This is a genomic window from Burkholderia sp. 28_3 (genome assembly GCF_003253915.1).
Classification (GTDB): domain Bacteria; phylum Pseudomonadota; class Gammaproteobacteria; order Burkholderiales; family Burkholderiaceae; genus Burkholderia; species Burkholderia cenocepacia.
In genome coordinates this window covers 42,817-65,143 of the sequence record NZ_QKZF01000002.1, presented here as the reverse complement: position 1 = coordinate 65,143, position 22,327 = coordinate 42,817, and the positions used below count along the sequence as shown (strand labels likewise).

22 protein-coding genes are annotated in these 22,327 nt (G+C 65.9%); 12 read left to right on the top strand and 10 right to left on the bottom strand.

The window, feature by feature from the left end:
* Position 1: 1 nt before the first annotated feature.
* The 8 genes from aroQ (at position 2) to DFS13_RS04955 (ending at position 6,887) form a co-directional block, all read left to right on the top strand.
* A complete protein-coding gene (aroQ, locus tag DFS13_RS04990) occupies positions 2–454 on the top strand; it encodes a type II 3-dehydroquinate dehydratase (protein WP_011350880.1) in 453 nt (150 codons plus the stop codon).
* A gap of 66 nt (positions 455–520) precedes the next feature.
* A complete protein-coding gene (gene accB, locus DFS13_RS04985; RefSeq protein ID WP_006496751.1) occupies positions 521–994 on the top strand; it encodes an acetyl-CoA carboxylase biotin carboxyl carrier protein in 474 nt (157 codons plus the stop codon).
* Positions 995–1,079: 85 nt separating this feature from the next.
* A complete protein-coding gene (gene accC / locus DFS13_RS04980; RefSeq protein ID WP_006490723.1) occupies positions 1,080–2,447 on the top strand; it encodes an acetyl-CoA carboxylase biotin carboxylase subunit in 1,368 nt (455 codons plus the stop codon).
* A gap of 2 nt (positions 2,448–2,449) precedes the next feature.
* A complete protein-coding gene (prmA, locus tag DFS13_RS04975; protein ID WP_006496752.1) occupies positions 2,450–3,352 on the top strand; it encodes a 50S ribosomal protein L11 methyltransferase in 903 nt (300 codons plus the stop codon).
* A gap of 45 nt (positions 3,353–3,397) precedes the next feature.
* A complete protein-coding gene (locus tag DFS13_RS04970) occupies positions 3,398–4,795 on the top strand; it encodes a DUF3426 domain-containing protein (RefSeq protein ID WP_034201045.1) in 1,398 nt (465 codons plus the stop codon).
* A 71-nt stretch (positions 4,796–4,866) separates the two neighbouring features.
* Positions 4,867–5,370: a thiol peroxidase gene (gene tpx / locus DFS13_RS04965; RefSeq protein WP_006476975.1), complete on the top strand. Its 504-nt coding sequence runs from the start codon at positions 4,867–4,869 to the stop codon at positions 5,368–5,370.
* Between the two features lie 85 nt (positions 5,371–5,455).
* Positions 5,456–6,394 (top strand): carbohydrate kinase family protein, encoded by a 939-nt coding sequence (locus DFS13_RS04960; protein WP_006490717.1) that lies wholly within the window; start codon positions 5,456–5,458, stop codon positions 6,392–6,394.
* A gap of 19 nt (positions 6,395–6,413) precedes the next feature.
* A complete protein-coding gene (locus DFS13_RS04955) occupies positions 6,414–6,887 on the top strand; it encodes a glycine zipper 2TM domain-containing protein (protein ID WP_006476977.1) in 474 nt (157 codons plus the stop codon).
* Between the two features lie 229 nt (positions 6,888–7,116).
* Here the strand turns inward: DFS13_RS04955 and DFS13_RS04950 are convergent, their stop codons facing one another.
* The 7 genes from DFS13_RS04950 to DFS13_RS04910 all read right to left on the bottom strand — a co-directional run bounded on the left by DFS13_RS04950 (position 7,117) and on the right by DFS13_RS04910 (position 15,047).
* Complete coding sequence (locus DFS13_RS04950) at positions 7,117–7,767, bottom strand: histone H1-like DNA-binding protein (protein ID WP_006490719.1); 651 nt, start codon at positions 7,765–7,767, stop codon at positions 7,117–7,119.
* A 28-nt stretch (positions 7,768–7,795) separates the two neighbouring features.
* Positions 7,796–8,122, bottom strand: a complete 327-nt coding sequence (locus DFS13_RS04945; RefSeq protein WP_077021886.1) for a hypothetical protein — start codon at positions 8,120–8,122, stop codon at positions 7,796–7,798.
* Positions 8,123–8,204: 82 nt separating this feature from the next.
* Positions 8,205–9,416 carry a ribonucleotide-diphosphate reductase subunit beta gene (locus tag DFS13_RS04940; protein WP_006476978.1) on the bottom strand — a complete coding sequence of 404 codons (1,212 nt, stop codon included), beginning with the start codon at positions 9,414–9,416 and terminating at the stop codon, positions 8,205–8,207.
* Between the two features lie 365 nt (positions 9,417–9,781).
* Positions 9,782–12,787 (bottom strand): ribonucleoside-diphosphate reductase subunit alpha, encoded by a 3,006-nt coding sequence (locus DFS13_RS04930; protein ID WP_111441429.1) that lies wholly within the window; start codon positions 12,785–12,787, stop codon positions 9,782–9,784.
* Positions 12,788–13,238: 451 nt separating this feature from the next.
* Positions 13,239–13,829, bottom strand: coding sequence for a 1,6-anhydro-N-acetylmuramyl-L-alanine amidase AmpD (gene ampD / locus DFS13_RS04920; RefSeq protein WP_006496758.1), 591 nt, complete (start codon positions 13,827–13,829; stop codon positions 13,239–13,241).
* Complete coding sequence (locus DFS13_RS04915; protein WP_006496759.1) at positions 13,826–14,140, bottom strand: PP0621 family protein; 315 nt, start codon at positions 14,138–14,140, stop codon at positions 13,826–13,828. The genes ampD and DFS13_RS04915 overlap by 4 nt, the downstream gene beginning before the upstream one ends.
* Positions 14,141–14,153: 13 nt before the next feature.
* Positions 14,154–15,047 (bottom strand): inner membrane protein YpjD, encoded by an 894-nt coding sequence (locus DFS13_RS04910; RefSeq protein ID WP_006489256.1) that lies wholly within the window; start codon positions 15,045–15,047, stop codon positions 14,154–14,156.
* A gap of 89 nt (positions 15,048–15,136) precedes the next feature.
* Here DFS13_RS04910 and ffh point away from each other — a divergent pair, with 89 nt between their 5' ends.
* Together ffh and DFS13_RS04900 are read left to right on the top strand one after the other, a co-directional pair.
* Entirely contained in the window at positions 15,137–16,504 is a 1,368-nt protein-coding gene (gene ffh / locus DFS13_RS04905) for a signal recognition particle protein (RefSeq protein ID WP_006476982.1), read from the top strand.
* Between the two features lie 94 nt (positions 16,505–16,598).
* The gene (locus DFS13_RS04900; protein WP_006489240.1) at positions 16,599–17,150 is read left to right on the top strand and encodes a hypoxanthine-guanine phosphoribosyltransferase; all 552 of its coding nucleotides are present in this window, start codon (positions 16,599–16,601) and stop codon (positions 17,148–17,150) included.
* Between the two features lie 84 nt (positions 17,151–17,234).
* On the opposite strand, the gene DFS13_RS04895 is transcribed toward DFS13_RS04900, so the two are convergent.
* Both DFS13_RS04895 and DFS13_RS04890 read right to left on the bottom strand, forming a co-directional pair.
* Complete coding sequence (locus tag DFS13_RS04895; protein WP_006496761.1) at positions 17,235–17,843, bottom strand: MarC family protein; 609 nt, start codon at positions 17,841–17,843, stop codon at positions 17,235–17,237.
* Positions 17,844–17,864: 21 nt separating this feature from the next.
* Complete coding sequence (locus tag DFS13_RS04890) at positions 17,865–19,601, bottom strand: proline--tRNA ligase (protein WP_006489236.1); 1,737 nt, start codon at positions 19,599–19,601, stop codon at positions 17,865–17,867.
* A 228-nt stretch (positions 19,602–19,829) separates the two neighbouring features.
* On the opposite strand from DFS13_RS04890, the gene DFS13_RS04880 reads away from it, so the two are divergent.
* Together DFS13_RS04880 and DFS13_RS04875 are read left to right on the top strand one after the other, a co-directional pair.
* Entirely contained in the window at positions 19,830–20,474 is a 645-nt protein-coding gene (locus DFS13_RS04880) for an RNA pyrophosphohydrolase (RefSeq protein ID WP_006496762.1), read from the top strand.
* Between the two features lie 63 nt (positions 20,475–20,537).
* Positions 20,538–21,095, top strand: a complete 558-nt coding sequence (locus DFS13_RS04875; protein ID WP_006489238.1) for a CNP1-like family protein — start codon at positions 20,538–20,540, stop codon at positions 21,093–21,095.
* 95 nt (positions 21,096–21,190) lie between these two features.
* Here DFS13_RS04875 and proB read toward each other — a convergent pair whose 3' ends face one another.
* Positions 21,191–22,309, bottom strand: coding sequence for a glutamate 5-kinase (proB, locus tag DFS13_RS04870; RefSeq protein WP_006476997.1), 1,119 nt, complete (start codon positions 22,307–22,309; stop codon positions 21,191–21,193).
* Positions 22,310–22,327: the final 18 nt, after the last annotated feature.

Sequence of the window (22,327 nt, the reverse complement as noted above, 5' to 3'; positions counted from 1 at the left end):
CATGACACGATTGCTGGTGTTGCACGGCCCCAACCTGAACCTTCTCGGCACCCGGGAACCGGAGGTGTACGGCCGCGTCACGCTCGCGCAGATCGATCAGGCGCTTGCCGCGCGCGCCCGGGAAGCCGGCGCCGAACTGTCGTCGTTCCAGAGCAACCATGAAGGCGCGCTGGTCGACCGCATCCAGGCCGCGCGGGAGGAACAGACCGATTTCATCCTGATCAATCCGGCCGCGTATACGCACACGAGCGTTGCGATCCGGGACGCGATCGCCGGCGTTGGCATCCCGTTCGTCGAGGTTCACCTGTCGAACGTGCATCGCCGCGAAGCGTTCAGGCACCACTCCTACTTTTCCGACCAGGCCGAAGGCGTGATCTGCGGGCTCGGCTGGAAAGGTTATCTGTACGCGCTCGAGTACGCGCTGGACAAGCTGCAAGGCACGTCGCGCGGCTGATTTCGCGATCTAGATTCAGCGCCGGCCCCTAACCGGCGCTTTCACGTATTGAAAGGGGAATTCCCGATGGATCTTCGTAAGCTGAAAACTCTGATCGACCTCGTTTCCGAATCCGGCATCTCCGAGCTGGAAGTGACGGAAGGCGAAGGCAAGGTGCGTATCGTCAAGAACGCGCCGCCGGTCTACGTGCAGCCGACGGCTGGGTATGCCCCGCAAGTCAGCGCGCCCGCTCCGTCGGTCGCGCTGCCGACCGAAGGCGCTGCCGCGCCGGCCGCCGGCGCCGCCGCCGCACCGGCCGCTCCGCAGGGCCACGTCGTGACGTCGCCGATGGTCGGCACGTTCTATCGCGCGCCGTCGCCGGGCGCCGACCCGTTCGTGCAGGCCGGCGACACGGTCAAGGAAGGCCAGACGATCTGCATCATCGAAGCGATGAAGCTGCTCAACGAGATCGAGTCGGACAAGGCCGGCGTGATCAAGGAAATCCTCGTCGAGAACGGCCAGGCCGTCGAATACGGCCAGCCGCTTTTCGTGATCGGCTAAGCCCGCCGCGCGGCCCTGCCGGCCGCGCGCCGCCGATGCTCGCCAGGCGCCGTTCGCGCGCCCCTCGAAGAGACGAATACTCGCTATGTTTGAAAAAATCCTCATTGCCAACCGCGGTGAAATCGCGCTGCGCATCCAGCGCGCGTGCCGCGAACTCGGCGTCAAGACGGTGGTCGTCTACTCGGAAGCCGACAAGGAAGCCAAGTACGTGCGCCTCGCGGACGAAGCCGTCTGTATCGGCCCGGCCCCGTCGAACCTGAGCTACCTGAACATGCCGGCGCTGATCAGCGCCGCGGAAGTCACCGATGCCGAGGCGATCCACCCCGGCTACGGCTTCCTGTCGGAGAACGCCGATTTCGCGGAGCGCGTCGAGCAGTCGGGCTTCACGTTCATCGGCCCGCGCCCGGAAACGATCCGCATGATGGGTGACAAGGTCACCGCGAAGCAGACGATGATCAAGACCGGCGTGCCGTGCGTGCCGGGTTCGGAAGGCGCGTTGCCGGACGATCCGAAGGAGATCGTCAAGATTGCGCGCACGATCGGCTATCCGGTCATCATCAAGGCGGCCGGCGGCGGCGGCGGGCGCGGGATGCGCGTCGTGCACACCGAAGCCGCGCTCGTCAACGCGGTCAACATGACCCGCGAGGAAGCCGGCCGTGCGTTCGGCAACCCGCAGGTGTACATGGAGAAGTTCCTCGAGAACCCGCGCCACATCGAGATCCAGGTGCTGTCGGACGCGTACAAGAACGCGATCTGGCTCGGCGAGCGCGACTGCTCGATGCAGCGCCGCCACCAGAAGGTGATCGAGGAAGCGCCGGCGCCGGGCATTCCGCGCCGCCTGATCGACCGTATCGGCGACCGCTGCGCGGACGCGTGCAAGAAGATGGGCTACCTCGGTGCGGGCACGTTCGAATTCCTGTACGAAAACGGCGAGTTCTACTTCATCGAGATGAACACGCGCGTGCAGGTCGAGCACCCGGTATCGGAGCTGATCACGGGCGTCGACATCGTGCAGGAACAGATCCGCATCGCGGCCGGCGAGAAGCTCACGCTGCGCCAGCGCGACATCCAGTTCCGCGGACACGCGATCGAATGCCGGATCAACGCCGAAGATCCGTTCAAGTTCACGCCGTCGCCGGGCCGGATCACGTCGTGGCATACGCCGGGCGGCCCGGGCGTGCGCGTCGATTCGCACGCCTACAATGGCTATTTCGTGCCGCCGAACTATGATTCGATGATCGGCAAGCTGATCACCTACGGCGCGACGCGCGAACAGGCGATCCGCCGGATGCGCATCGCGCTGTCGGAAATGGTCGTCGAAGGCATTCAGACCAACATCCCGCTGCACCGCGAGCTGATGATCGACTCGAAGTTCGTCGAAGGCGGCACCAGCATCCATTACCTCGAAAACCGGCTCGCGCAGAAGCAGCAGGTCGCACCGGAAGAAGCGTAAGCATGAGTTATCGCGAACTCGTCGTCGAACTGGCCCGCGAGCATGCGGAGGCCCTGTCCGACGCGCTGCTCGATCTCGGCGCGCTGTCGGTGTCCGTCGAAGACGCCGACGCCGACACGCCCGACGAACAGCCGCTCTTCGGCGAGCCGGGCCTGGTGCCCGATCGCACCGCGTGGCAGCACTCGCGCGTGGTCGCGCTGCTGTCGGCCGACCATGAGCCAGCCGTGCTGCTCGCGGCGGCCGCGAACGAGATCGGCCTCGCCGAAACGCCGCAGTTCGTCGTGCGCGAAGTCGAGGAGCAGGACTGGGTGCGGCTCACGCAGTCGCAGTTCGAGCCGATCCCGATCGGCGAACGGATCTGGGTCGTGCCGTCGTGGCACGATGCGCCCGACCCCGATGCGCTCGTCCTCGAACTCGATCCCGGTCTCGCATTCGGCACCGGCAGCCACCCCACCACCCGTCTGTGCATGGAGTGGCTCGAGCAGTCGGTGAAGCCCGGCCAGTCGGTGCTCGACTACGGCTGCGGCTCGGGCATTCTCGCGATCCTCGCGAAGAAATGCGGGGCGAACCCCGTGATCGGCATCGACATCGATCCGCAGGCGGTCGAATCGGCGCGCCAGAACAGCGAACGCAACCGTGCGGAGGTCACGTACGGGCTGCCCGATGCATGCCCGGACGGCGAATTCGACATCGTCGTCGCGAACATCCTGTCGAACCCGCTGAAGCTGATGGCATCGATGCTCGCATCGAAGGTCAAGCCGGGCGGGCGCATCGCGCTGTCGGGCGTGCTCGCGCGCCAGGCGGACGAAGTCGCGGCCGTTTATGCGCGCTACGTCGACATCTCGGTCTGGCGCGAACACGAAGGCTGGGTATGCCTTGCCGGAACCCGCCGCGAAAGCCATTAGAATAGCGCTGTCCTTCACTCTGGCCAGCAGGCCGCCCGGCTCGACATGCTTCTTGCGACGCGCTGCCCTCATTGCGAAACCGTCTTCCGGCTGCAGCAGGAACAGCTCGCGCTGCATCAGGGGCTCGTGCGCTGCGGGCATTGCCACGAAGTCTTCAACGCCTCCGAATCGCTCGTTCCCGAGTACGCGCAGCAGCCCGAGCCGGCGTTGACCGAACCGGCTGCCGCGCCGAGCGACAGCGAGGCGCAGCCGCAGGCCGTGCCGGCCCGGCTGTTCGCCGCCGACGCACCGCCTTCCGGCCTGCCGACCGGCACCGACTACAAGCCGGAAGGCTGGGACATGTGGGCGCCATGGCTCGACGCCGGCGTCGATCCGTCGCTGCAGCACAGCGTCGAGACCGTGCGCACCGAGCCGCTGATACCGGTCGCGCTCCCGTCCACGGAAGCCGGCGTCGTTCATCTGTCGGGTACGCCCGCACCGTTCGCGTCCTCGCCGGCCGAGCTGGATTCGTCGACTGCCGTCGAGCAACCGGCCGAACCGCATTCGCCGCACACGCGGCACGAACCGCATGAACCCGAAGCGGCTGCGCCCGCGCCCGTCGAGCGCGATCCGCGCGAGCCCCGCTTCGTCGCTCGTCCTCCGTCAGAAGCGGACACCGCGGCTGAACCCGCCGAACCTGTCGGTCACGCGCGTTTCGCCGCGCCGGACGACGAACACGCGCCGCGCGAACCGCGTTTTGCGTTCACGCCCGCACCGGCCGTCAGCGAAGCCGAAACCGCATCGGAACCCGATACCTTCACCCGGCACGACACCAGCCCGACCGCGGCAGCGGCCGATGAACCGGCAGCCCGGCCGGCCGCCCAACCGGCCGTCCAACCGGCCGTCCCGTTCCCCGCCGCACTGGCCGATGACGATCGTCCACACTTCGCCGTCACGCGCGAGACCCGCGCGCCGCAGCGACGCGGGATGCTCGGCGGCTTTGTCGGCGGCCTCATCGCGGCCGCGCTGGTCGGGCTGCTCGCCGTGCAACTGGCGTGGTGGCAGCGCGAAACGCTGATGATCTACTGGCCCGTCACGCAAGGCTGGTTCCGGCAGGCCTGCGCGCCGCTCGGCTGCACGGTCACGCCGCCGCGCGCGATCGACGGCCTGCGGCTCGACGCGACCGACCTGCGCCAGCTCGACGGCCCGCGCGAGCTCGAACTGAAAGTGCCGCTGACGAACCGCTACCGCGTCGCGCTCGCGTACCCGTCGCTCGAACTCACGCTGCTCGACGATACCAATCACGTCACCGTGCGCCGCGTGCTCGCGCCGCGCGACTACGTGCGCCCGGGCACGCCGATCGACGCCGGGCTGCCGCCCGGCACGACGCAGACGATGGTCGTCCGCCTCGAAACGAACGGCACGCCCGCCTCGAATTTCCGCGTCCAGATCTTCTATCCGTGACGCGCCGCGGCGCGCTTGCGCGCCCGTCTCAACCCGCGCGCCCGAGCGGCGCGCTATTTCGGAGCACGAACATGAGCAAAGTTACGCTGGGTGGCAACCCGATCGATCTCGCCGGCACGTTCCCGGCCGTCGGCGCGCAAGCCGCCGATTTCAAGCTGGTCGGCAAGGACCTCGCCGACCTGTCGCTCGCCAGCTTCGCCGGCAAGCGCAAGGTGCTGAACATCGTGCCGAGCCTCGACACGCCGACCTGCGCGACGTCGACCCGCAAGTTCAACGAAGCCGCGTCGTCGCTCGACAACACCGTGGTGATCGTCGTGTCCGCCGACCTGCCGTTCGCCGCCACGCGCTTCTGCACGACCGAAGGCCTCGCGAACGTCGTGACGGCATCGACGTTCCGCACCGGCCGCGCGTTCGCGAACGCGTACGGCGTCGACGTGACGAGCGGCCCGCTGAACGGCCTGACCGCACGCGCGGTGGTCGTGCTCGACGCGCAGGACAAGGTGATCCACGCGGAACTCGTCGGCGAAATCAAGGACGAGCCGAACTACGATGCAGCGCTCGCCGCACTGAAGTAAGCTTTCTTCCGCTTTCCCCTGCCGCGCCGCGCCCTTCGCGCGGCGTTGTCGCGCAGGGCCCCTCATTTCTACAGGAACGCACACCTTGGCTACGCTGATTTGCGGCTCGATCGCCTACGACTCCATCATGACCTTCGAAGGGCGGTTCCGCGAGCACATCCTGCCCGACCAGGTGCACCTCATCAACCTGAGCTTCCTCGTGCCGACGATGCGCCGCGAATTCGGCGGCTGCGCGGGCAACATCGGATACGCGCTGCACCTGCTCGGCGGCGATGCGCGCATCATGGGCACGATGGGCGCGCTGGATGCACAGCCGTATCTCGACCGGCTCGACCAGCTCGGCCTGCGCCGCGACCACGTTCGCGTGCTGCCCGATACGTACACCGCGCAGGCGATGATCACGACCGATCTCGACAACAACCAGATCGCGGCGTTCCACCCGGGCGCGATGATGCAGTCGCACCTGAACCATGCGGGCGACGCGCCGGACATCAAGCTCGCGATCGTCGGCCCGGACGGCTTCGACGGGATGGTCCAGCACGTGGAAGAGCTCGCCAAGGCCGGGGTGCCGTTCGTGTTCGATCCGGGCCAGGGTCTGCCGCTGTTCGACGGTGCGACGCTGCGCCGCAGCATTGAACTTGCGACCTACGTAGCGGTCAACGACTACGAGGCCAAGCTGGTGAGCGACAAGACGGGATGGTCCGAAGATGAAATCGCCAGCCGGGTCGACGCCCTCGTCATCACGCGCGGCGAGCACGGCGCGACCATCCGCCACAAGCAGGGCGCGGAGCAGATTCCGGTCGTACCGGCCGAGCGCATCGCCGATCCGACCGGTTGCGGCGACGCCTTCCGGGGCGGCTTGCTGTACGGCATCGAGCACGGCCTCGACTGGGCAACCACCGGCCGCCTCGCGAGCCTGATGGGCTCGCTCAAGATCGCCCATCAAGGGCCCCAGACTTACGTACTGACGCGCGCCGAAATCGACGCACGCTTCGAGACTGCATTCGGTTACAGTCTCAAATGAATATTGTGGGAGAGCAAAGATGTTGACGAAAAAAACCCTCACGCTCGCGGCCATGCTGACGGCCACGCTGACCCTCGCCGGCTGCTTCACGGCACCCGGCTCGGCGGATGTCTATAGCGTCGGCCAGGCGCAGCGCGAACAGACGGTCCGCATGGGCACGGTCGAAAGCGTCCGCGCGGTGCGCATCCAGTCCGACGGCGGCGGCAGCGCGATCGGCACGCTCGGCGGCGGCGCCCTCGGCGCGGTCGCGGGCAGCGCGATCGGCGGCGGCAAAGGCTCGATCCTGACGGCGATCGCCGGCGGCCTCGTCGGTGCGGTCGCGGGTAACGCAGTCGGCGAAAACCTCAGCACCGCGAACGGTGTCGAAATCACCGTGCGGCTCGACAACGGCGATCTGCGCTCGATCACGCAGGCGGCAAGCGGCGAAGCGTTCCGCGCCGGCGAGCGCGTGCGCCTGCTGTCGAGCGGTGGCGTCACGCGCGTCACGCACTAACCGGCATCCTCAGCACGCGGCGCAAGCCGCGGTCGAACGCATGTGCGAAGCCGCACATGCGTTTTTTTTCGTCCGCGCGCCTTCGTCCACGCACGCGTCGGCCAGCCGATCGATGATTCATACGGACGAAAAAAATCCCGCCACCTGAGCAGATGGCGGGATTGATTGAGTAGCGCTACTCAACCCACGGACACCACGTGAGTGCCCGGGTGATGCTGCTCAGCCGCGATTACGGACGGCTGCCGGTCGGGAACGGCCATGCCGCTGCCGGGTTGAGCGCGGTCTTCACGCCCGATGCCGGCGCAACCGATGCGGTCGACGCGGTCGTTGCCGGTGCAGCCTTCTTCACGACGGCCTTCTTCGGAGCAGCAGCCTTCTTCGCCGGTGCGGCAGCCTTCTTCGCAGGGGCAGCCTTCTTGGCGGGCGCAGCCTTCTTCGCTGCAGCCTTCTTCGCAGGCGCGGCCTTCTTCGCTGCAGCCTTCTTCGCCGGCGCGGCCTTCTTCGCAGCAGCCTTCTTCGCCGGTGCGGCCTTCTTCGCAGCAGCCTTCTTCGCCGGTGCGGCCTTCTTCGCAGCAACCTTCTTCACTGCGACTTTCTTGGCTGCAACCTTCTTCGCAGCGGCCTTCTTCGCCGGTGCTGCCTTCTTCGCGGCGACCTTCTTGGCTGCAACCTTCTTCGTTGCGACCTTCTTGGCTGCGACCTTCTTCGCAGCGGCCTTCTTCGCCGGTGCTGCCTTCTTCGCGGCAACCTTCTTCACCGCGACCTTCTTCGCAGCAACCTTCTTCACTGCGGCCTTCTTCGCCGGAGCAGCAGCCTTCTTCGCAACGGTCTTCTTGGCAGCAACTTTCTTAGCAGCCGGTTTCTTCTTGGCAGTAGCCATGTTGTTCTCCTTCAGGTTCAGATGAGAGTCAGTTCAAACTACACCCTTCGTCAAAACCCGCTTCCCGCGGACGCTGTTCAGGACGTGCGCTTCGAAGCGGGCTATTCATCGGCGTACGCAGATACCGCGCGCTTACGCTAATGAATACGGTATGGCGCGCGTGGCCACCCGGCCTCGCGCGCCAAATCAAGTCGGTAGCCGGCGCACCTCGCGCCGCTACCCCTAATCGCTTGATCAAGCGGACCGCCACATGGCCGTCCGCTTTTTCCGGAGGGAAGTTTGCCCATCCCACTGAAGGGTTCGCAAAGTGCCTGTCGTATCGTTGGGCCGTTAAGGCACCGGGCATGCTTTGCATCAGGCGTTCTTGCTCCTAAACCTTGGGCCGGGGCCGAGAGGCCACCGGCTGCTCCATCATGTAACGGGTTCGCTGCTGCGGGTTATTCCCAGGACAGCGCGCCCCCCGTCTGATACTCGATCACACGCGTCTCGAAGAAGTTGCGTTCCTTCTTCAGGTCGATCATCTCGCTCATCCACGGGAACGGGTTTTCCTCGTTCGGGAACAGCGGATCGAGGCCGATCTGCTGGCAACGGCGGTTGCTGATGAAGCGCAGATAGCTCTTGAACATCGACGCGTTCAAACCCAGCACGCCGCGCGGCATCGTGTCTTCGGCGTAGCGGTATTCGAGTTCGACAGCCTGCTTGAACAGCTCGCGGATCTCGGCGCGGAATTCCGCGGTCCAGAGATGCGGGTTCTCGAGCTTGATCTGGTTGATCAGGTCGATGCCGAAGTTGCAGTGCATCGACTCGTCGCGCAGGATGTACTGATATTGCTCTGCAGCACCCGTCATCTTGTTCTGGCGGCCGAGTGCGAGGATCTGCGTAAACCCGACATAGAAGAACAGGCCTTCCATGATGCAGGCGAACACGATCAGCGACTTCAGCAGCTTCTGATCCGCCTCGAGCGTGCCGGTCTTGAAGGCCGGGTCCGTCAGCGTATGAATGAACGGGATCAGGAATTCGTCCTTCGCGCGGATCGACGTGACCTCGTGATACGCGTTGAAGATCTCGCCTTCGTCGAGGCCGAGCGATTCGACGATGTATTGGTACGCGTGCGTGTGAATCGCTTCCTCGAACGCCTGGCGCAGCAGGAACTGCCGGCACTCGGGCGCCGTGATGTGGCGGTACGTGCCGAGCACGATGTTGTTCGCGGCGAGCGAGTCGGCCGTCACGAAGAAGCCGAGGTTGCGCTTCACGATGCGGCGCTCGTCCTCGGTCAGACCGTTCGGGTCCTTCCACAGTGCGATGTCGCGGGACATGTTGATTTCCTGCGGCATCCAGTGGTTCGCGCAACCGGCCAGATACTTTTCCCACGCCCACTTGTACTTGAACGGCACCAGCTGATTGACGTCAGTCTGGCCGTTGATGATGCGCTTGTCGGCGACATTGACCCGCGCTTCCGTACCGCCGGCGGGAACAGCCGATGCTTGCGGCGGCACCGCAAGATCGCCTTCGAAAATGTCACGGACCTGATGGGCGGCAGGCGTTGCAGCCTGCATTCCGACAGCCATCCCGGCGGAGGTGCGCATCGCGTTTTGCTGCGCTCCGCTCGCGGGGGTTACGGCAGTCTTCTCGTCATCCCAGTTGAGCATAAATTCTCACCATCAATTTAGAACGGTTTGTACCATCTTTTCCTGAGCGATAAAAGGGTTCGCTCACGAAAAATCCTTTTTTCGATTCGCGTTGCGACCTCGATACAACACTTTGAGCAACGCATCGTCGTTCATGCAGCGCGCGATGTGAGTCGCGCTTGTATCGCGAGGTGCGCTCGACGCATCGAACGCTGATCGAAACGCGACGCCGTCGGGGCTGTTTCGATCGCTTGTCACTGCCTGCAACGCAGGTGTCGCGTTACAGATTCCTTATCATTTTTTTAGTTGAGAGCGGCGCACACTGCAACCTCGATCGGTCGTCGTGTGCGCCGCGCAGGCCTGCTTCTCAGGTCAGGCGCACTGCGTTACTGGCACGCTTCGCATTCGTCGAAGCCGGGATCGCCCGGACGCATCGTGCACACCGGACCGTCCGCTTCGACCGGCGCGAGTGCCGGCGCCGCGTTGATCGCGCCCGACGATGCATCGCCGCCTGCCGCACCGAAACCGCCCGCCGCGCCTTGCGCGCCGCCGCTGCCCGAGCCGCCGCTGCCTGCACCGCCCGTCGGCACTGCGTTCAGCGCGCCGTGTGCGACCGTCGACTTCTCGACGTGCGTCGCCGCCATCGTGCGGAGGTAGTAGGTCGTCTTCAGGCCGCGCAGCCATGCGAGCTTGTAGACCTCGTCGAGCTTCTTGCCCGACGCGCCGCCCATGTAGATGTTCAGCGACTGCGCCTGGTCGATCCACTTCTGGCGACGCGACGCCGCTTCGACCAGCCACGTCGGGTCGACCTCGAACGCGGTCGCGTAGATCGCGCGCAGGTCGGCCGGGATGCGGTCGATGCGCGACAGCATGCCGTCGAAGTACTTCAGGTCGGCGACCATCACCTCGTCCCACAGGCCGCGTTCCTTCAGGTCGCGGACGAGATACTCGTTCACCACCGTGAATTCGCCCGACAGGTTCGACTTCACGTACAGGTTCTGGAAGGTCGGCTCGATACAGGCCGACACGCCGATGATGTTCGAGATCGTCGCCGTCGGCGCGATCGCGACGCAGTTCGAGTTGCGCATGCCGTGCGCGGCGATCCGCGAACGCAGCGTCGTCCAGTCGAGCGATTCCGACGTGTCGACCTCGACGTAGCCGCCGCGCGCTTCCGTCAGCAGCTTCAGCGTGTCCTGCGGGAGGATGCCGCGATCCCACAGCGAACCGCGGTAGCTCGAGTAGCGGCCGCGCTCTTCGGCCAGCTCGGTCGACGCGTAGTACGCGTAGTAGCAGACGGCTTCCATCGAACGGTCCGCGAACTCGACCGCCGCTTCCGACGCGTACGGCGTGCGCAGCAGGTGCAGGCAGTCCTGGAAGCCCATGATGCCCATGCCGACCGGGCGGTGCTTCAGGTTCGAGTTACGCGCCTTCGGCACCGCGTAGTAGTTGATGTCGATCACGTTGTCGAGCATGCGCATCGCGACGCTGATCGTGCGCTTCAGCTTGCCGTGGTCGAGCGCGTAGCTGCCGTCGGCCTGCTTCACCAGGTGGGCGACGAGGTTCACCGAGCCGAGGTTGCACACCGCGATTTCGGTGTCGCTCGTGTTCAGCGTGATTTCCGTGCACAGGTTCGACGAGTGGACGACGCCGACGTGCTGCTGCGGCGAGCGCACGTTGCACGGATCCTTGAACGTGATCCACGGGTGGCCCGTCTCGAACAGCATGCCGAGCATCTTGCGCCAGAGCTGCTGCGCCGGGATCTTCTTGAACAGCTTGATCTCGCCGCGCGCGACCTTGTCTTCGTAAGCCGTGTAAGCCTTCTCGAAATCGGCGCCGAACTTGTCGTGCAGGTCCGGGCAGGTCGACGGCGAGAACAGCGTCCAGTCGGCGCCTTCCATCACGCGCTTCATGAACAGGTCGGGAATCCAGTTCGCCGTGTTCATGTCGTGCGTACGGCGACGGTCGTCACCGGTGTTCTTGCGCAGCTCCAGGAACTCCTCGATGTCGAGGTGCCACGATTCCAGGTACGCGCAGACCGCGCCCTTGCGCTTGCCGCCCTGGTTCACCGCGACGGCCGTGTCGTTCACGACCTTCAGGAACGGGACCACGCCTTGCGACTTGCCGTTCGTGCCCTTGATATGCGAGCCGAGTGCGCGCACGCGCGTCCAGTCGTTGCCGAGACCGCCCGCGAACTTCGACAGCAGCGCGTTCTCCTTCAGCGCTTCATAGATGCCGTCGAGATCGTCCGCGACCGTCGTCAGGTAGCACGACGACAGCTGCGAGCGGTGCGTGCCCGAGTTGAACAGCGTCGGCGTCGAGCTCATGAAGTCGAAGCTCGACAGCACGTTGTAGAACTCGATCGCGCGCGTTTCGCGGTCGATCTCGTTCAGCGACAGGCCCATCGCGACGCGCATGAAGAATGCCTGCGGCATTTCGATGCGGGTGCCGTCGACGTGCAGGAAGTAGCGGTCGTACAGCGTCTGCAGGCCGAGGTAGCCGAACTGCAGGTCGCGGTTCGCGTCGAGGGCTTCGCCGAGGCGCTTCAGGTCGAACTGCAGCAGCTTGTCGTCGAGCAGGCCGGCGTCGACGCCGCGCTTCAGGAACTGCGGGAAGTATTCGGCGTAGCGGGTCGACATCTCGGCCTGCACGACTTCCTCGCCGAGGATCTCGCGGCGGATCGTGTGCAGCAGGATGCGGGCCGTGACCTGGCTGTATGCCGGATCCTTTTCGATCATCGTGCGCGCCGCGAGGATCGCCGAGTCGTAGACCTGGCTCATCGGCACGCCGTCGTACAGGTTCTTCACCGTCTCCGCGACGATCGGGTCAGGGTTAACCGCAGCGCCGAGGCCGTCGCACGCCGACACGATCAGCGCGCGCAGCGCGTTCAGGTCGAGCGGGCGCGTGACGCCGTTGTCGACGACGTTGATGCCGGTGGTCGACTCGCCGCCCGCGGCCGCCGCTTCCTCGCCCGCATGCTGGCGCTCGAGGTGACGCTTCTCGCGATACAGCACGTACGCACGCGCGACGTTGTGCTCGCCGCCGCGCATCAGCGCGAGTTCGACCTGGTCCTGGATGTCTTCGATATGGAACGTACCGCCGTTCGGGCGGCTGCGCACGAGCGCGCGAACGACGTTGTGCGTCAGTTGTTCGACCTGCTCGCGTACGCGCGCCGATGCCGCGCCCTGCCCGCCATTGACGGCCAGGAAAGCCTTGGTCACCGCGATCGCGATCTTCGAGGGTTCGAACGACACCACGCTGCCATTGCGGCGGATCACCTTGTAGTCGGCGAACGTGGCCTGCGGCGCGAGCGCCTTCGCGCCCTGTTCGGTCCCGCCGAGCGGACGGCTCGAGGCGCTCTCGTACTGGGACGTCGCGTTGTCGGTGGTTTGCATGTGCAAAGCTCCTGGTGTTGGATGGTGCGGAGAGAACCGCGGATTAAAACGAACGCTGCGCAATGCGGTGCGCGAGCGGTAAGAGGCGAGCGATGCGCCGGGGAAGCCGGTTCGGTCGATGCGCGACAACCAAACCGGTCGTGTGCTTCGTCATGTATACCCTGCCCCGTCGATGTTCGCTGCGCTGATCGCGACGCCCGGACCGCCCGGCCTGACGCGCCGCCCTGAGAACCCTGTCCGCCAGCGTGGCCGCCGGCCGGTGCCGCTCGGGTTTTCCCCTGCGACACACACTATATCTAGTACAGAACTGCTCAACTGGCACCAAGTATAGTGGACATTCGGAGGACGTCCAAACGGATAATTTGCGATAGAGGTCTTGACATCGCTCACGCGCAGACACGGCAAGGCATTGGTCGGAGAAAAAACTTTCTCCGCTCAAAAAACCCCGCGATCAGTGCTGACGGAAAGGAAAGTATTCGGCGGAAAAACCGGCATCGCTCGCGAAGCGTTGCCAATCGAAATGCGGGCCCGGGTCGGTCTTGCGGCCCGGTGCGACGTCCGAATGCCCGGCGAACGCGTCGACCGGGTAGCGCGCGGCGAGCGCGCGGGAGAGCGCGGCGAGCACCGCGTATTGCGCATCGTCGAACGGCACGTCGTCCGCGCCTTCGAGCTCGATGCCGATCGAGAAGTCGTTGCAGCGCGTGCGGCCGAAGAACTCGGACGAGCCCGCGTGCCACGCGCGCTCGTCGCACGACACGAACTGCACGAGCTCGCCGCCGCGGCGGATCAGGAAATGGGCGGACACGCGCACGCCGCGCAGGTGGCTCTGGTAATAGGGGTGCGCATCGCAGTCGAGGCGATTCAGGAACAGCGCCTCGATCGCGTCGCCGCCGAATTCGCCGGGCGGCAGGCTGATGTTGTGGACGACCACGAGCGTCGGCACCGCACCCGCGGGCCGCATCTCGAAGTTCGGCGACGGCGCATGGCGCGCCTCGCGCACCCAGCCGTTCGCGTCGACCGACAACGCCGGCGCGTCGCTCATCGCGCGTCGCGGCCGTTCACGCGCGCGGCGTGGCGCTGCGCATGCTCGACGCTGCAGAAGTATTCGCCGCTCGCGGCCACGGCGTCGCCCTTCGGCGCATGCACGCCGCATTCGGCGCAGCGCACCATCGGTTCCGGCAGCGACCGCGCGTCGCCGTTCGGGCGCGCGGCGCCGGCGCCAGCACCGGGCGCACCGTCGTAACCGGCGCCGCGGCCGGCGCGCGCCTGCGCCTGTTCCTGCGCGTGGCGCAGCTTGCGCGCGAGCCACGAACCCGCGAAGAAGAGAAGGATCAGGAGAAGAATCTGTCGCATCGGAAACCTGCGGTCAAACCACGGAGCGGTGCAGCAGCACCTCGAAAACGAACCGGCTGCCGACATACGCGAGCAGCAGCGCGGCGAACGACACGAGCACCCAGCGCGCGGCGCCGCGGCCGCGCCAGCCCGACGTCTTGCGGGCAACCAGCAGGCCGCCGAACATCAGCCACGACAGGATCGCGAACACCGTCTTGTGGTCGAGCCGCAACATGCGCGCGTCGACCTGCTCGCTGAACAGGATGCCCGACGCGAGTGTCAGCGTCAGCAGCACGAAGCCGGCGCCGATCAGGCGGAACAGCAGCTTCTCGAGCGTGAGCAGCGGCGGCAGCGTTTCGAGCCAGCTCGCGATCCAGCCCGTCGAGCCGTCGCGCCCACCGCTTCTCAGCGACTGCAGGCGGCGCTCGACCATCAGCATCAGGATCGCGTGCAGCGCGGCGATCGCGAACAGCCCGTAGGCGATGTTCGCGATCAGGAAATGCAGCTTGAACAGCGGCGCTGCGGCATAAGGAAGCACCCGCACGCCGCCGAACACGAGCGGCAGCAGCGACGCGCCGCACGCGAGCGGCAGCACCAGCAGGCGCAGGCTGTCGAGCGGGAAGAAGAAGCTCTCGATCCAGTAGATGCCGGCGCCGAGCCAGAACATCGCCGACAGCGCGAACGCGAAGCCGAACACCATCGCGTCGTTCGGAAAGATCGTCATGTGGAGCAGCACGCCGTGCGCGACCAGCGCGGCGAACAGCAGCGCGCGGCCGGCCCCGCTCATCCCGGACGCGGCGGACGCCGGAACCGGCACGGCCGGCACGCTCGCGACGAGCGGCGTCGCGCCCTGGCGGTGCGAGCGCCAGCCTGCGACGGCGAGGCCGCCGTACAGGAATGCGGTGAGGGCATACAGTACAATATCCATGTTCGAAGTTTACACTAGGCCCCCTTCCCGCGACGGCTCCCTTTGTTCGGTTCCGCCGCGCCTTCGGGCCCCACTGTCCATCGCTCCCCATGCTCGACAATCTCACTCAACGGATGGCGCGCGTCGTCAAGACGCTGCGCGGCGAGGCCCGGCTCACCGAGGCGAACACGCAGGAGATGCTCCGCGAGGTGCGTCTCGCGCTGCTGGAAGCCGACGTGTCGCTGCCGGTCGTTCGCGAATTCATCGCCAAGGTCAAGGAAAAGGCGCTCGGCGAAGAAGTGATCAGCAGCCTGTCGCCGGGCCAGGCGCTCGTCGGCGTGGTCCAGAAGGAACTGACCGCCGTGATCGGCGGCGACTACGAAGGCAAGGCCGCCGAGCTGAACCTCGCGGTCACGCCACCCGCCGTGATCCTGATGGCCGGCCTGCAGGGCGCGGGCAAGACCACGACCGTCGGCAAGCTCGCGAAGCTGCTGCGCGAGAAGTACAAGAAGAAGGTGCTGACCGTGTCGTGCGACGTGTATCGCCCGGCTGCGATCATGCAGCTGAAAACGGTGACCGAGCAGGTCGGCGCCGACTTCTTCCCGTCCACGCCGGACCAGAAGCCCGTCGACATCGCGCTCGCCGCCGTCGACTGGGCGAAGCGCCACTACCATGACGTGCTGCTCGTCGACACGGCCGGCCGCCTCGGCATCGACGAGGCGATGATGCAGGAAATCGCCGCGCTGCACGGCACGCTGAAGCCGGCCGAAACGCTGTTCGTCGTCGACGCGATGCTCGGCCAGGACGCGGTCAACACCGCGAAGGCGTTCAACGACACGCTGCCGCTCACCGGCGTCGTGCTGACCAAGCTCGACGGCGACTCGCGCGGCGGCGCCGCGCTGTCGGTGCGTCACGTCACGGGCAAGCCGATCAAGTTCGTCGGCGTCGCCGAGAAGCTCGACGGCCTCGAGGTGTTCCACCCCGACCGGATGGCGAACCGGATCCTCGGCATGGGCGACATCCTCGCGCTCGTCGAGGAGGCGCAGCGCGGCGTCGATGTCCAGGCCGCGCAGAAGCTCGCCGACAAGGTCAAGAAAGGCGGCGATTTCGACCTGAACGATTTCCGCGCGCAGATCTCGCAGATGAAGAACATGGGCGGCCTGTCGTCGCTGATGGATAAGCTCCCCGCGCAGTTCCAGCAGGCGGCGGCCGGCGCCGACATGGGCCAGGCCGAGAAGTCGATCCGCCGGATGGAAGGGATCATCAGCTCGATGACGCCCGCCGAGCGCGCGAAACCCGAGATCATCAAGGCGACGCGCAAGCGCCGCATTGCAGCCGGCGCGGGCGTGCCGGTGCAGGAAGTCAACCGGATGCTGAACCAGTACGACCAGATGCGTACGATGATGAAGAAGCTGAAGGGCGGCAACATGCAGAAGATGATGCGCGGCCTGAAGGGCATGATGCCCGGCATGCGCTGATTTCGCCCGTCGGCCGGCGCGCGGGTTTTTGCCGTAGCGCGCGCCTGCCGTTCTGCTTCATTCTTATTTGTATACCGACTGCCCGCCAGAACACATGAACCGCGAAGAAGCCCTCCACATTTTCGACCACTCCGAAGAGATCGTCTCGGCCGACGCCGTCAACGCGTCGATCTCGAAGATGGCCGACGCGATCCGCGCCGAGATCGGCGACGCGTTCCCGCTCGTTCTCTCGGTGATGGGCGGCGCCGCGGTGTTTACCGGGATGCTGCTGCCGCATCTCGATTTCCCGCTCGAATTCGACTACATCCACCTGACCCGCTACCGCAACACGACGCAGGGCAGCCCGGAGATGCACTGGCGCGTCGCGCCGCGCGAATCGGTGAAGGACCGCATCGTGCTCGTACTCGACGACATCCTCGACGAAGGCGAGACGATGGCCGCGATCCGCGACCGCATCCTCGACATGGGCGCGCAGCGTTTCATGTCGGCCGTGCTGTGCGAGAAGACGCTCGCGAAGGCGAAACCGCTGCACCCGGACTTCTGCGGCTTCTCGGTGCCGGACCGCTACGTGTTCGGCTGCGGGATGGACGCGAAGGGCTACTGGCGCAACCTGCCGACGATCCGCGCGCTGACCGCGAACGTCTGATCGCCGCCCTGCCCGCCATATAAACAGAAAGCGGCGCGCCGGTTTCCCGGCGCGCCGCTTTTTTTCGTCGACCGCCCGCCCGCGCTACGGCTGCAACTGGTGCACGAACGCGCGAATGCCCGCCAGCAGCATCTCGACCGAGATCGCGACGAGCACGAGGCCCATCAGCCGCTCGAACGCCGCGACGGTCCGTTCGCCGAGCCACGCCTGAATCCTTTCGGCCAGCACCAGCGTGATCGCGCAGACGATCATCGTGACCGTCAGCGCGCCGACCCACTCGAACATCTTGCCCGGCGCCTGCGACGTCAGCAGCATCACCGTCGCGAGCGCGGACGGCCCGGCCAGCGCCGGAATCGCGAGCGGCACGATGAACGGCTCGCCGCCCGCGCGCGGATCGCTGCCGAGCGCGCCGTCCGGATGCGGGAAGATCATCCGCAGCGCGATCAGGAACAGCACGATCCCGCCGCCGAGCCGCAGCGACAGGTCGGTGAGGCTCATCATCCGCAGGAAGCGGTCGCCGACCACCATGAAGAACAGCAGGATCACGAACGCGATCCCCACTTCACGCAGGATCAGCTTCACGCGCCGCTCGCGCGGCACATCCCGCATCGCCGAAATGAACAGCGGGATGTTGCCGAGCGGATCCGTGATCAGCACGAGGAGCACGGTGGCCGACAGGAACGTGTATTCCATCGTGTCCCCCGGTCGCCGCGCTTAGTGCGCGAGCGCGGCGCGGATCTTCTCGGCGACCGTCGCCGCGGCCGTGTCGGCCGGCAGCAGCGTCGCTTCGGCATCGCGGCGGCCCTGGTACTCGATCTTGCCTTCCTTCAGGCCGCGCTCGCCGATCACCAGACGATGCGGCACACCGATCAGTTCCCAGTCGGCGAACATCACGCCCGGGCGCTCGCCGCGATCGTCGAGGATCACGTCGATGCCGGCCGCGACGAGTTCCGCGTACAGCTTGTCGGCCGTCTCGCGCACCAGGTCGCTGCGGTCATAGCCCATCGGGCACAGCACGACCTCGAACGGCGCGATCGACTCCGGCCAGATGATGCCGCGGTCGTCGAAGTTCTGTTCGATCGCCGCGCCGAGAATACGCGTGATGCCGACGCCGTAGCAGCCCATCAGCATCGGCTGCGGCTTGCCCGACTCGTCGAGGAACGTCGCGCCCATCGCTTCCGAGTACTTGGTGCCGAGCTGGAACACGTGGCCGACTTCGATGCCGCGGCAGATGTCGATCACGCCCTTGCCGTCCGGCGACGGATCGCCCTTCTTCACGTTGCGCACGTCGGCGACGTCCGGCTCCGGCAGGTCGCGGCCCCAGTTCACGCCGGCGATGTGATAGTCGACCTCGTTCGCACCGACGACGAAGTCGCTCATGTTCGCGACCGTGCGGTCGGCGATCACCTTCACCGGCTTCTTCGTGCCGACCGGGCCGAGATAGCCCGGCGGCGTGCCGAACCACTCGACGATTTCCTGTTCGGTCGCGAAGCGGTGGTTCTTCAGGCCCGGCAGCTTCGACACCTTGATCTCGTTCAGGTCGTGGTCGCCGCGCAGCATCACGAGCCAGATGGTCGGCTCGGCGCCTTCGTTGTCGGTCGCGAGCACGATCGACTTGATCGTGCGCTCGAGCGGGATCGACAGCAGTTCGGCGACGGCCTCGCACTTCGCCTTGCCGGGCGTCGCGACCTTTTCCATCGCTTCGGCGGGCGCCGCGCGCTCGGCAATCAGCGGCAGCGCTTCGGCCGCCTCGACGTTCGCCGCGAACTCGGACGTCGGGCAGTACGCGATCGCGTCCTCGCCGGTGTCGGCGATCACGTGGAACTCGTGCGAGAAGTTGCCGCCGATCGAGCCGCTGTCGGCCGCGACCGCGCGAAACTCGAGGCCGAGGCGCGAGAAGATGCGCACGTACGCGTCGTACATCTTGCGGTACGACTCGTTCAGGCCGGCCGCATCCTTGTCGAACGAATACGCGTCCTTCATGATGAATTCGCGGCCGCGCATCACGCCGAAGCGCGGACGGATCTCGTCGCGGAACTTCGTCTGGATCTGGTAGAAGTTCACCGGCATCTGCCGGTAGCTCTTGATCTGGTTGCGCGCGATGTCGGTGACGACTTCCTCGTGCGTCGGCCCGATCACGAAATCGTTGTCCTTGCGGTCCTTGAAGCGCAGCAGCTCGGGGCCGTACTGCTCCCAGCGACCCGACTCCTGCCACAGCTCGGCCGGTTGCACGGCCGGCATCAGCAGCTCGATGGCGCCCGCCCGGTTCATTTCCTCGCGCACGATCGCCTCGACCTTGCGAATCGAACGCAGGCCGACCGGCAGGTAGTTGTAGATGCCGCCGGCGACGCGACGGATCATGCCGGCGCGGACCATCAGCTTGTGGCTGACGATCTCTGCGTCGGCGGGTGCCTCTTTCAGGGTGCCGATAAAGAAACGGGAAGCTTTCATGCGGACGGTTCCAAAAACGGCGCCCCCAGGCGGGGCGCCCGAAAAAGTTTCAAGGTGAAAAAGCTGCGCGCGGCGAACAACGAGGGACGACGATGGCGCAGACGACGTAGCAGACTAATCAGGGACAATTCAGCCGGCGTACCCCGCGCGGATTCGCTCCGTCACGGTGCGCAGCGCCCGTTATCTGTTTATAATCAAAGCAATTTTAAAGGATTCGAAGGTGGTTGTATGCTGGATCGTGAAGGCTTTCGCCCGAACGTCGGCATCATCCTCTTGAACGCGCGCAACGAGGTGTTTTGGGGCAAGCGGCTCCGCGAGCATTCCTGGCAGTTTCCTCAAGGTGGGATCAAGTACGGCGAGACCCCCATGCAGGCGATGTACCGGGAACTGCACGAGGAAACGGGCCTGCATCCGGAACACGTCAAGATAATCGGCCGCACTCGCGACTGGTTGCGTTACGAGGTGCCTGACAAGTTCATCAAACGCGAAGTACGCGGTCATTACCGCGGCCAGAAGCAGATCTGGTTCCTGCTGCGGATGGTTGGACGCGATTGCGACATTTGCTTGCGCGCGACCGACCACCCGGAGTTCGATGCGTGGCGCTGGAACGAGTACTGGGTGCCGCTCGATGCGGTGATCGAGTTCAAGCGGGATGTCTATCAGTTGGCGCTGACGGAACTGTCGCGCTTCCTGCGCCGCCCGGCGCAGCGAGCCGAGAAGCCGCGCGGGCCGCGTGTGTCGCGCTATCCGCGCGTCATCGGCGCACAGGCCCAGACGCTGACGATTGTCGACGCATCGGTAGTCTGTTCGGAGATCGAAGTGGAGGCGAGCACGCTCGACGAGATGCCGCCCCGCGTGATCGTCGGCAAATGACGAGTCGGACTGCATGACCGGGCGCGACCTTGTGTCGCGCCCTTTTTTTACGAGGAATGCATATTGAAAGCGATTGCTCTCGCGCTCGCATCGATCGCCGCGCTGGCCGCCCTGGCCGGCTGCGCGAACTCGAAAGCGCCGTCCAACAAGGATGACAGCGAGTTCGTGTACCTGCTCGACCGTCAGGGAAGCTGGAAGGAAAATACCGTCGACACGCTGCCGCCGCTGCCGCAAACGGGCGATCTGCTGCCGTTCAACGTGTCGCAGAACACGCCGCTCAAGTTCTTCGTCGATGCGAAGTCGCTCGACGTCGGCACCGACGGCGTCGTGCGCTACGCAGTCGTCATCACGAGCCCGGCCGGTGCCCGCAACGTGAACTACGAAGGCATCCGCTGCGACACCTACGAATGGCGCCAGTACGCGGGCCTGAACGCCGACCACAACGGCTGGGATCGCACGGTCGAGAACGACTGGCGGCGCATCGAGAACGGCGAGCTGAACGCCTACCACTCCGCGCTCTACCAGGACTACTTCTGCGCGAACAAGATGCCGCAGGGCTCGACCCGGCAGATCCTCGAAAACATCCGGTTCCACCGCACCGCGATGACGCAGTTGCGCTGACGGTACGCGATGCGGGCCGCCCGCATCGTCCCGCCGCACGAAAAAGCCCGCATTGCGCGGGCTTTTTCATTTGAACGACGGCACCCGGCCGGCGATCACACCAGCACGAGGTTGTCGCGATGAATCAGTTCGGGCTCCAGCATGTAGCCGAGCACGGTCTCGATCTCGCCGCTCGGCTTGCGGTGAATCAGCTTCGTTTCCGCACTGCTGTAGTTCGTGAGCCCGCGCGCCACCTCGCGCCCGTCCGGGCCGACACATGCGATGACTTCGCCGCGCGCGAATGCGCCCTGCACGTCGATCACGCCGATCGGCAGCAGGCTCTTGCCGCCGGCCGTCAGCTTCTCGACCGCGCCCGCGTCGATCACGACGTGGCCGCGGACCTGCAGATGGTCGGCCATCCATTGCTTGCGTGCCGCCATCCGCGCGGTCCGTGCGATCAGTTGCGTGCCGATCGCCTCGCCGGCCGCCAGACGCACGAGCACGTCGGCCTCCCGGCCGCTCGCGATCACGGTATTCGCGCCGCTGTGCGCCGCACGCTTCGCCGCGAGGATCTTCGTCAGCATCCCGCCGCGACCGAGACTCGAACCCGCGCCGCCTGCCATCGCCTCGAGCTCGGGGGCGCCCGCATTGGCCTCGCCGACGAGCGTCGCATTCGGGTCCTTGCGCGGATCGGCCGTAAACAGCCCCGACTGGTCGGTGAGGATGATCAGCGCGTCGCCTTCGATCAGGTTCGCGACGAGCGCGCCGAGCGTGTCGTTGTCGCCGAACTTGATTTCGTCGGTGACGACCGTGTCGTTTTCGTTGATGATCGGCACGACGCCGAGCCGCAGCAGCGTGAGCAGCGTCGAACGCGCATTCAGGTAGCGCTCGCGGTCCGCCAGATCGGCATGCGTGAGCAGGATCTGCGCAGTGCGGATGCCGTGCTCGGTGAAGCGGCTTTCGTAGACTTGCGCGAGCCCCATCTGGCCGACCGCGGCGGCGGCCTGCAGCTCGTCGATTTCCCGCGGCCGCTTGCTCCAGCCGAGCCGCTGCATACCTTCGGCAATCGCGCCCGAACTGACGAGCACGACTTCCTTGCCCTGCGCACGCAGCGCAGCGATCTGGGCCGCCCAGCGGCCGATTGCAGCATGATCGAGCCCCTTGCCGTCGTTGGTCACGAGGCTGGAGCCCACCTTCACCACCAATCGCTTCGAATCCGCGATGATCGAACGCATCCTGCACTGTCTCCTGTA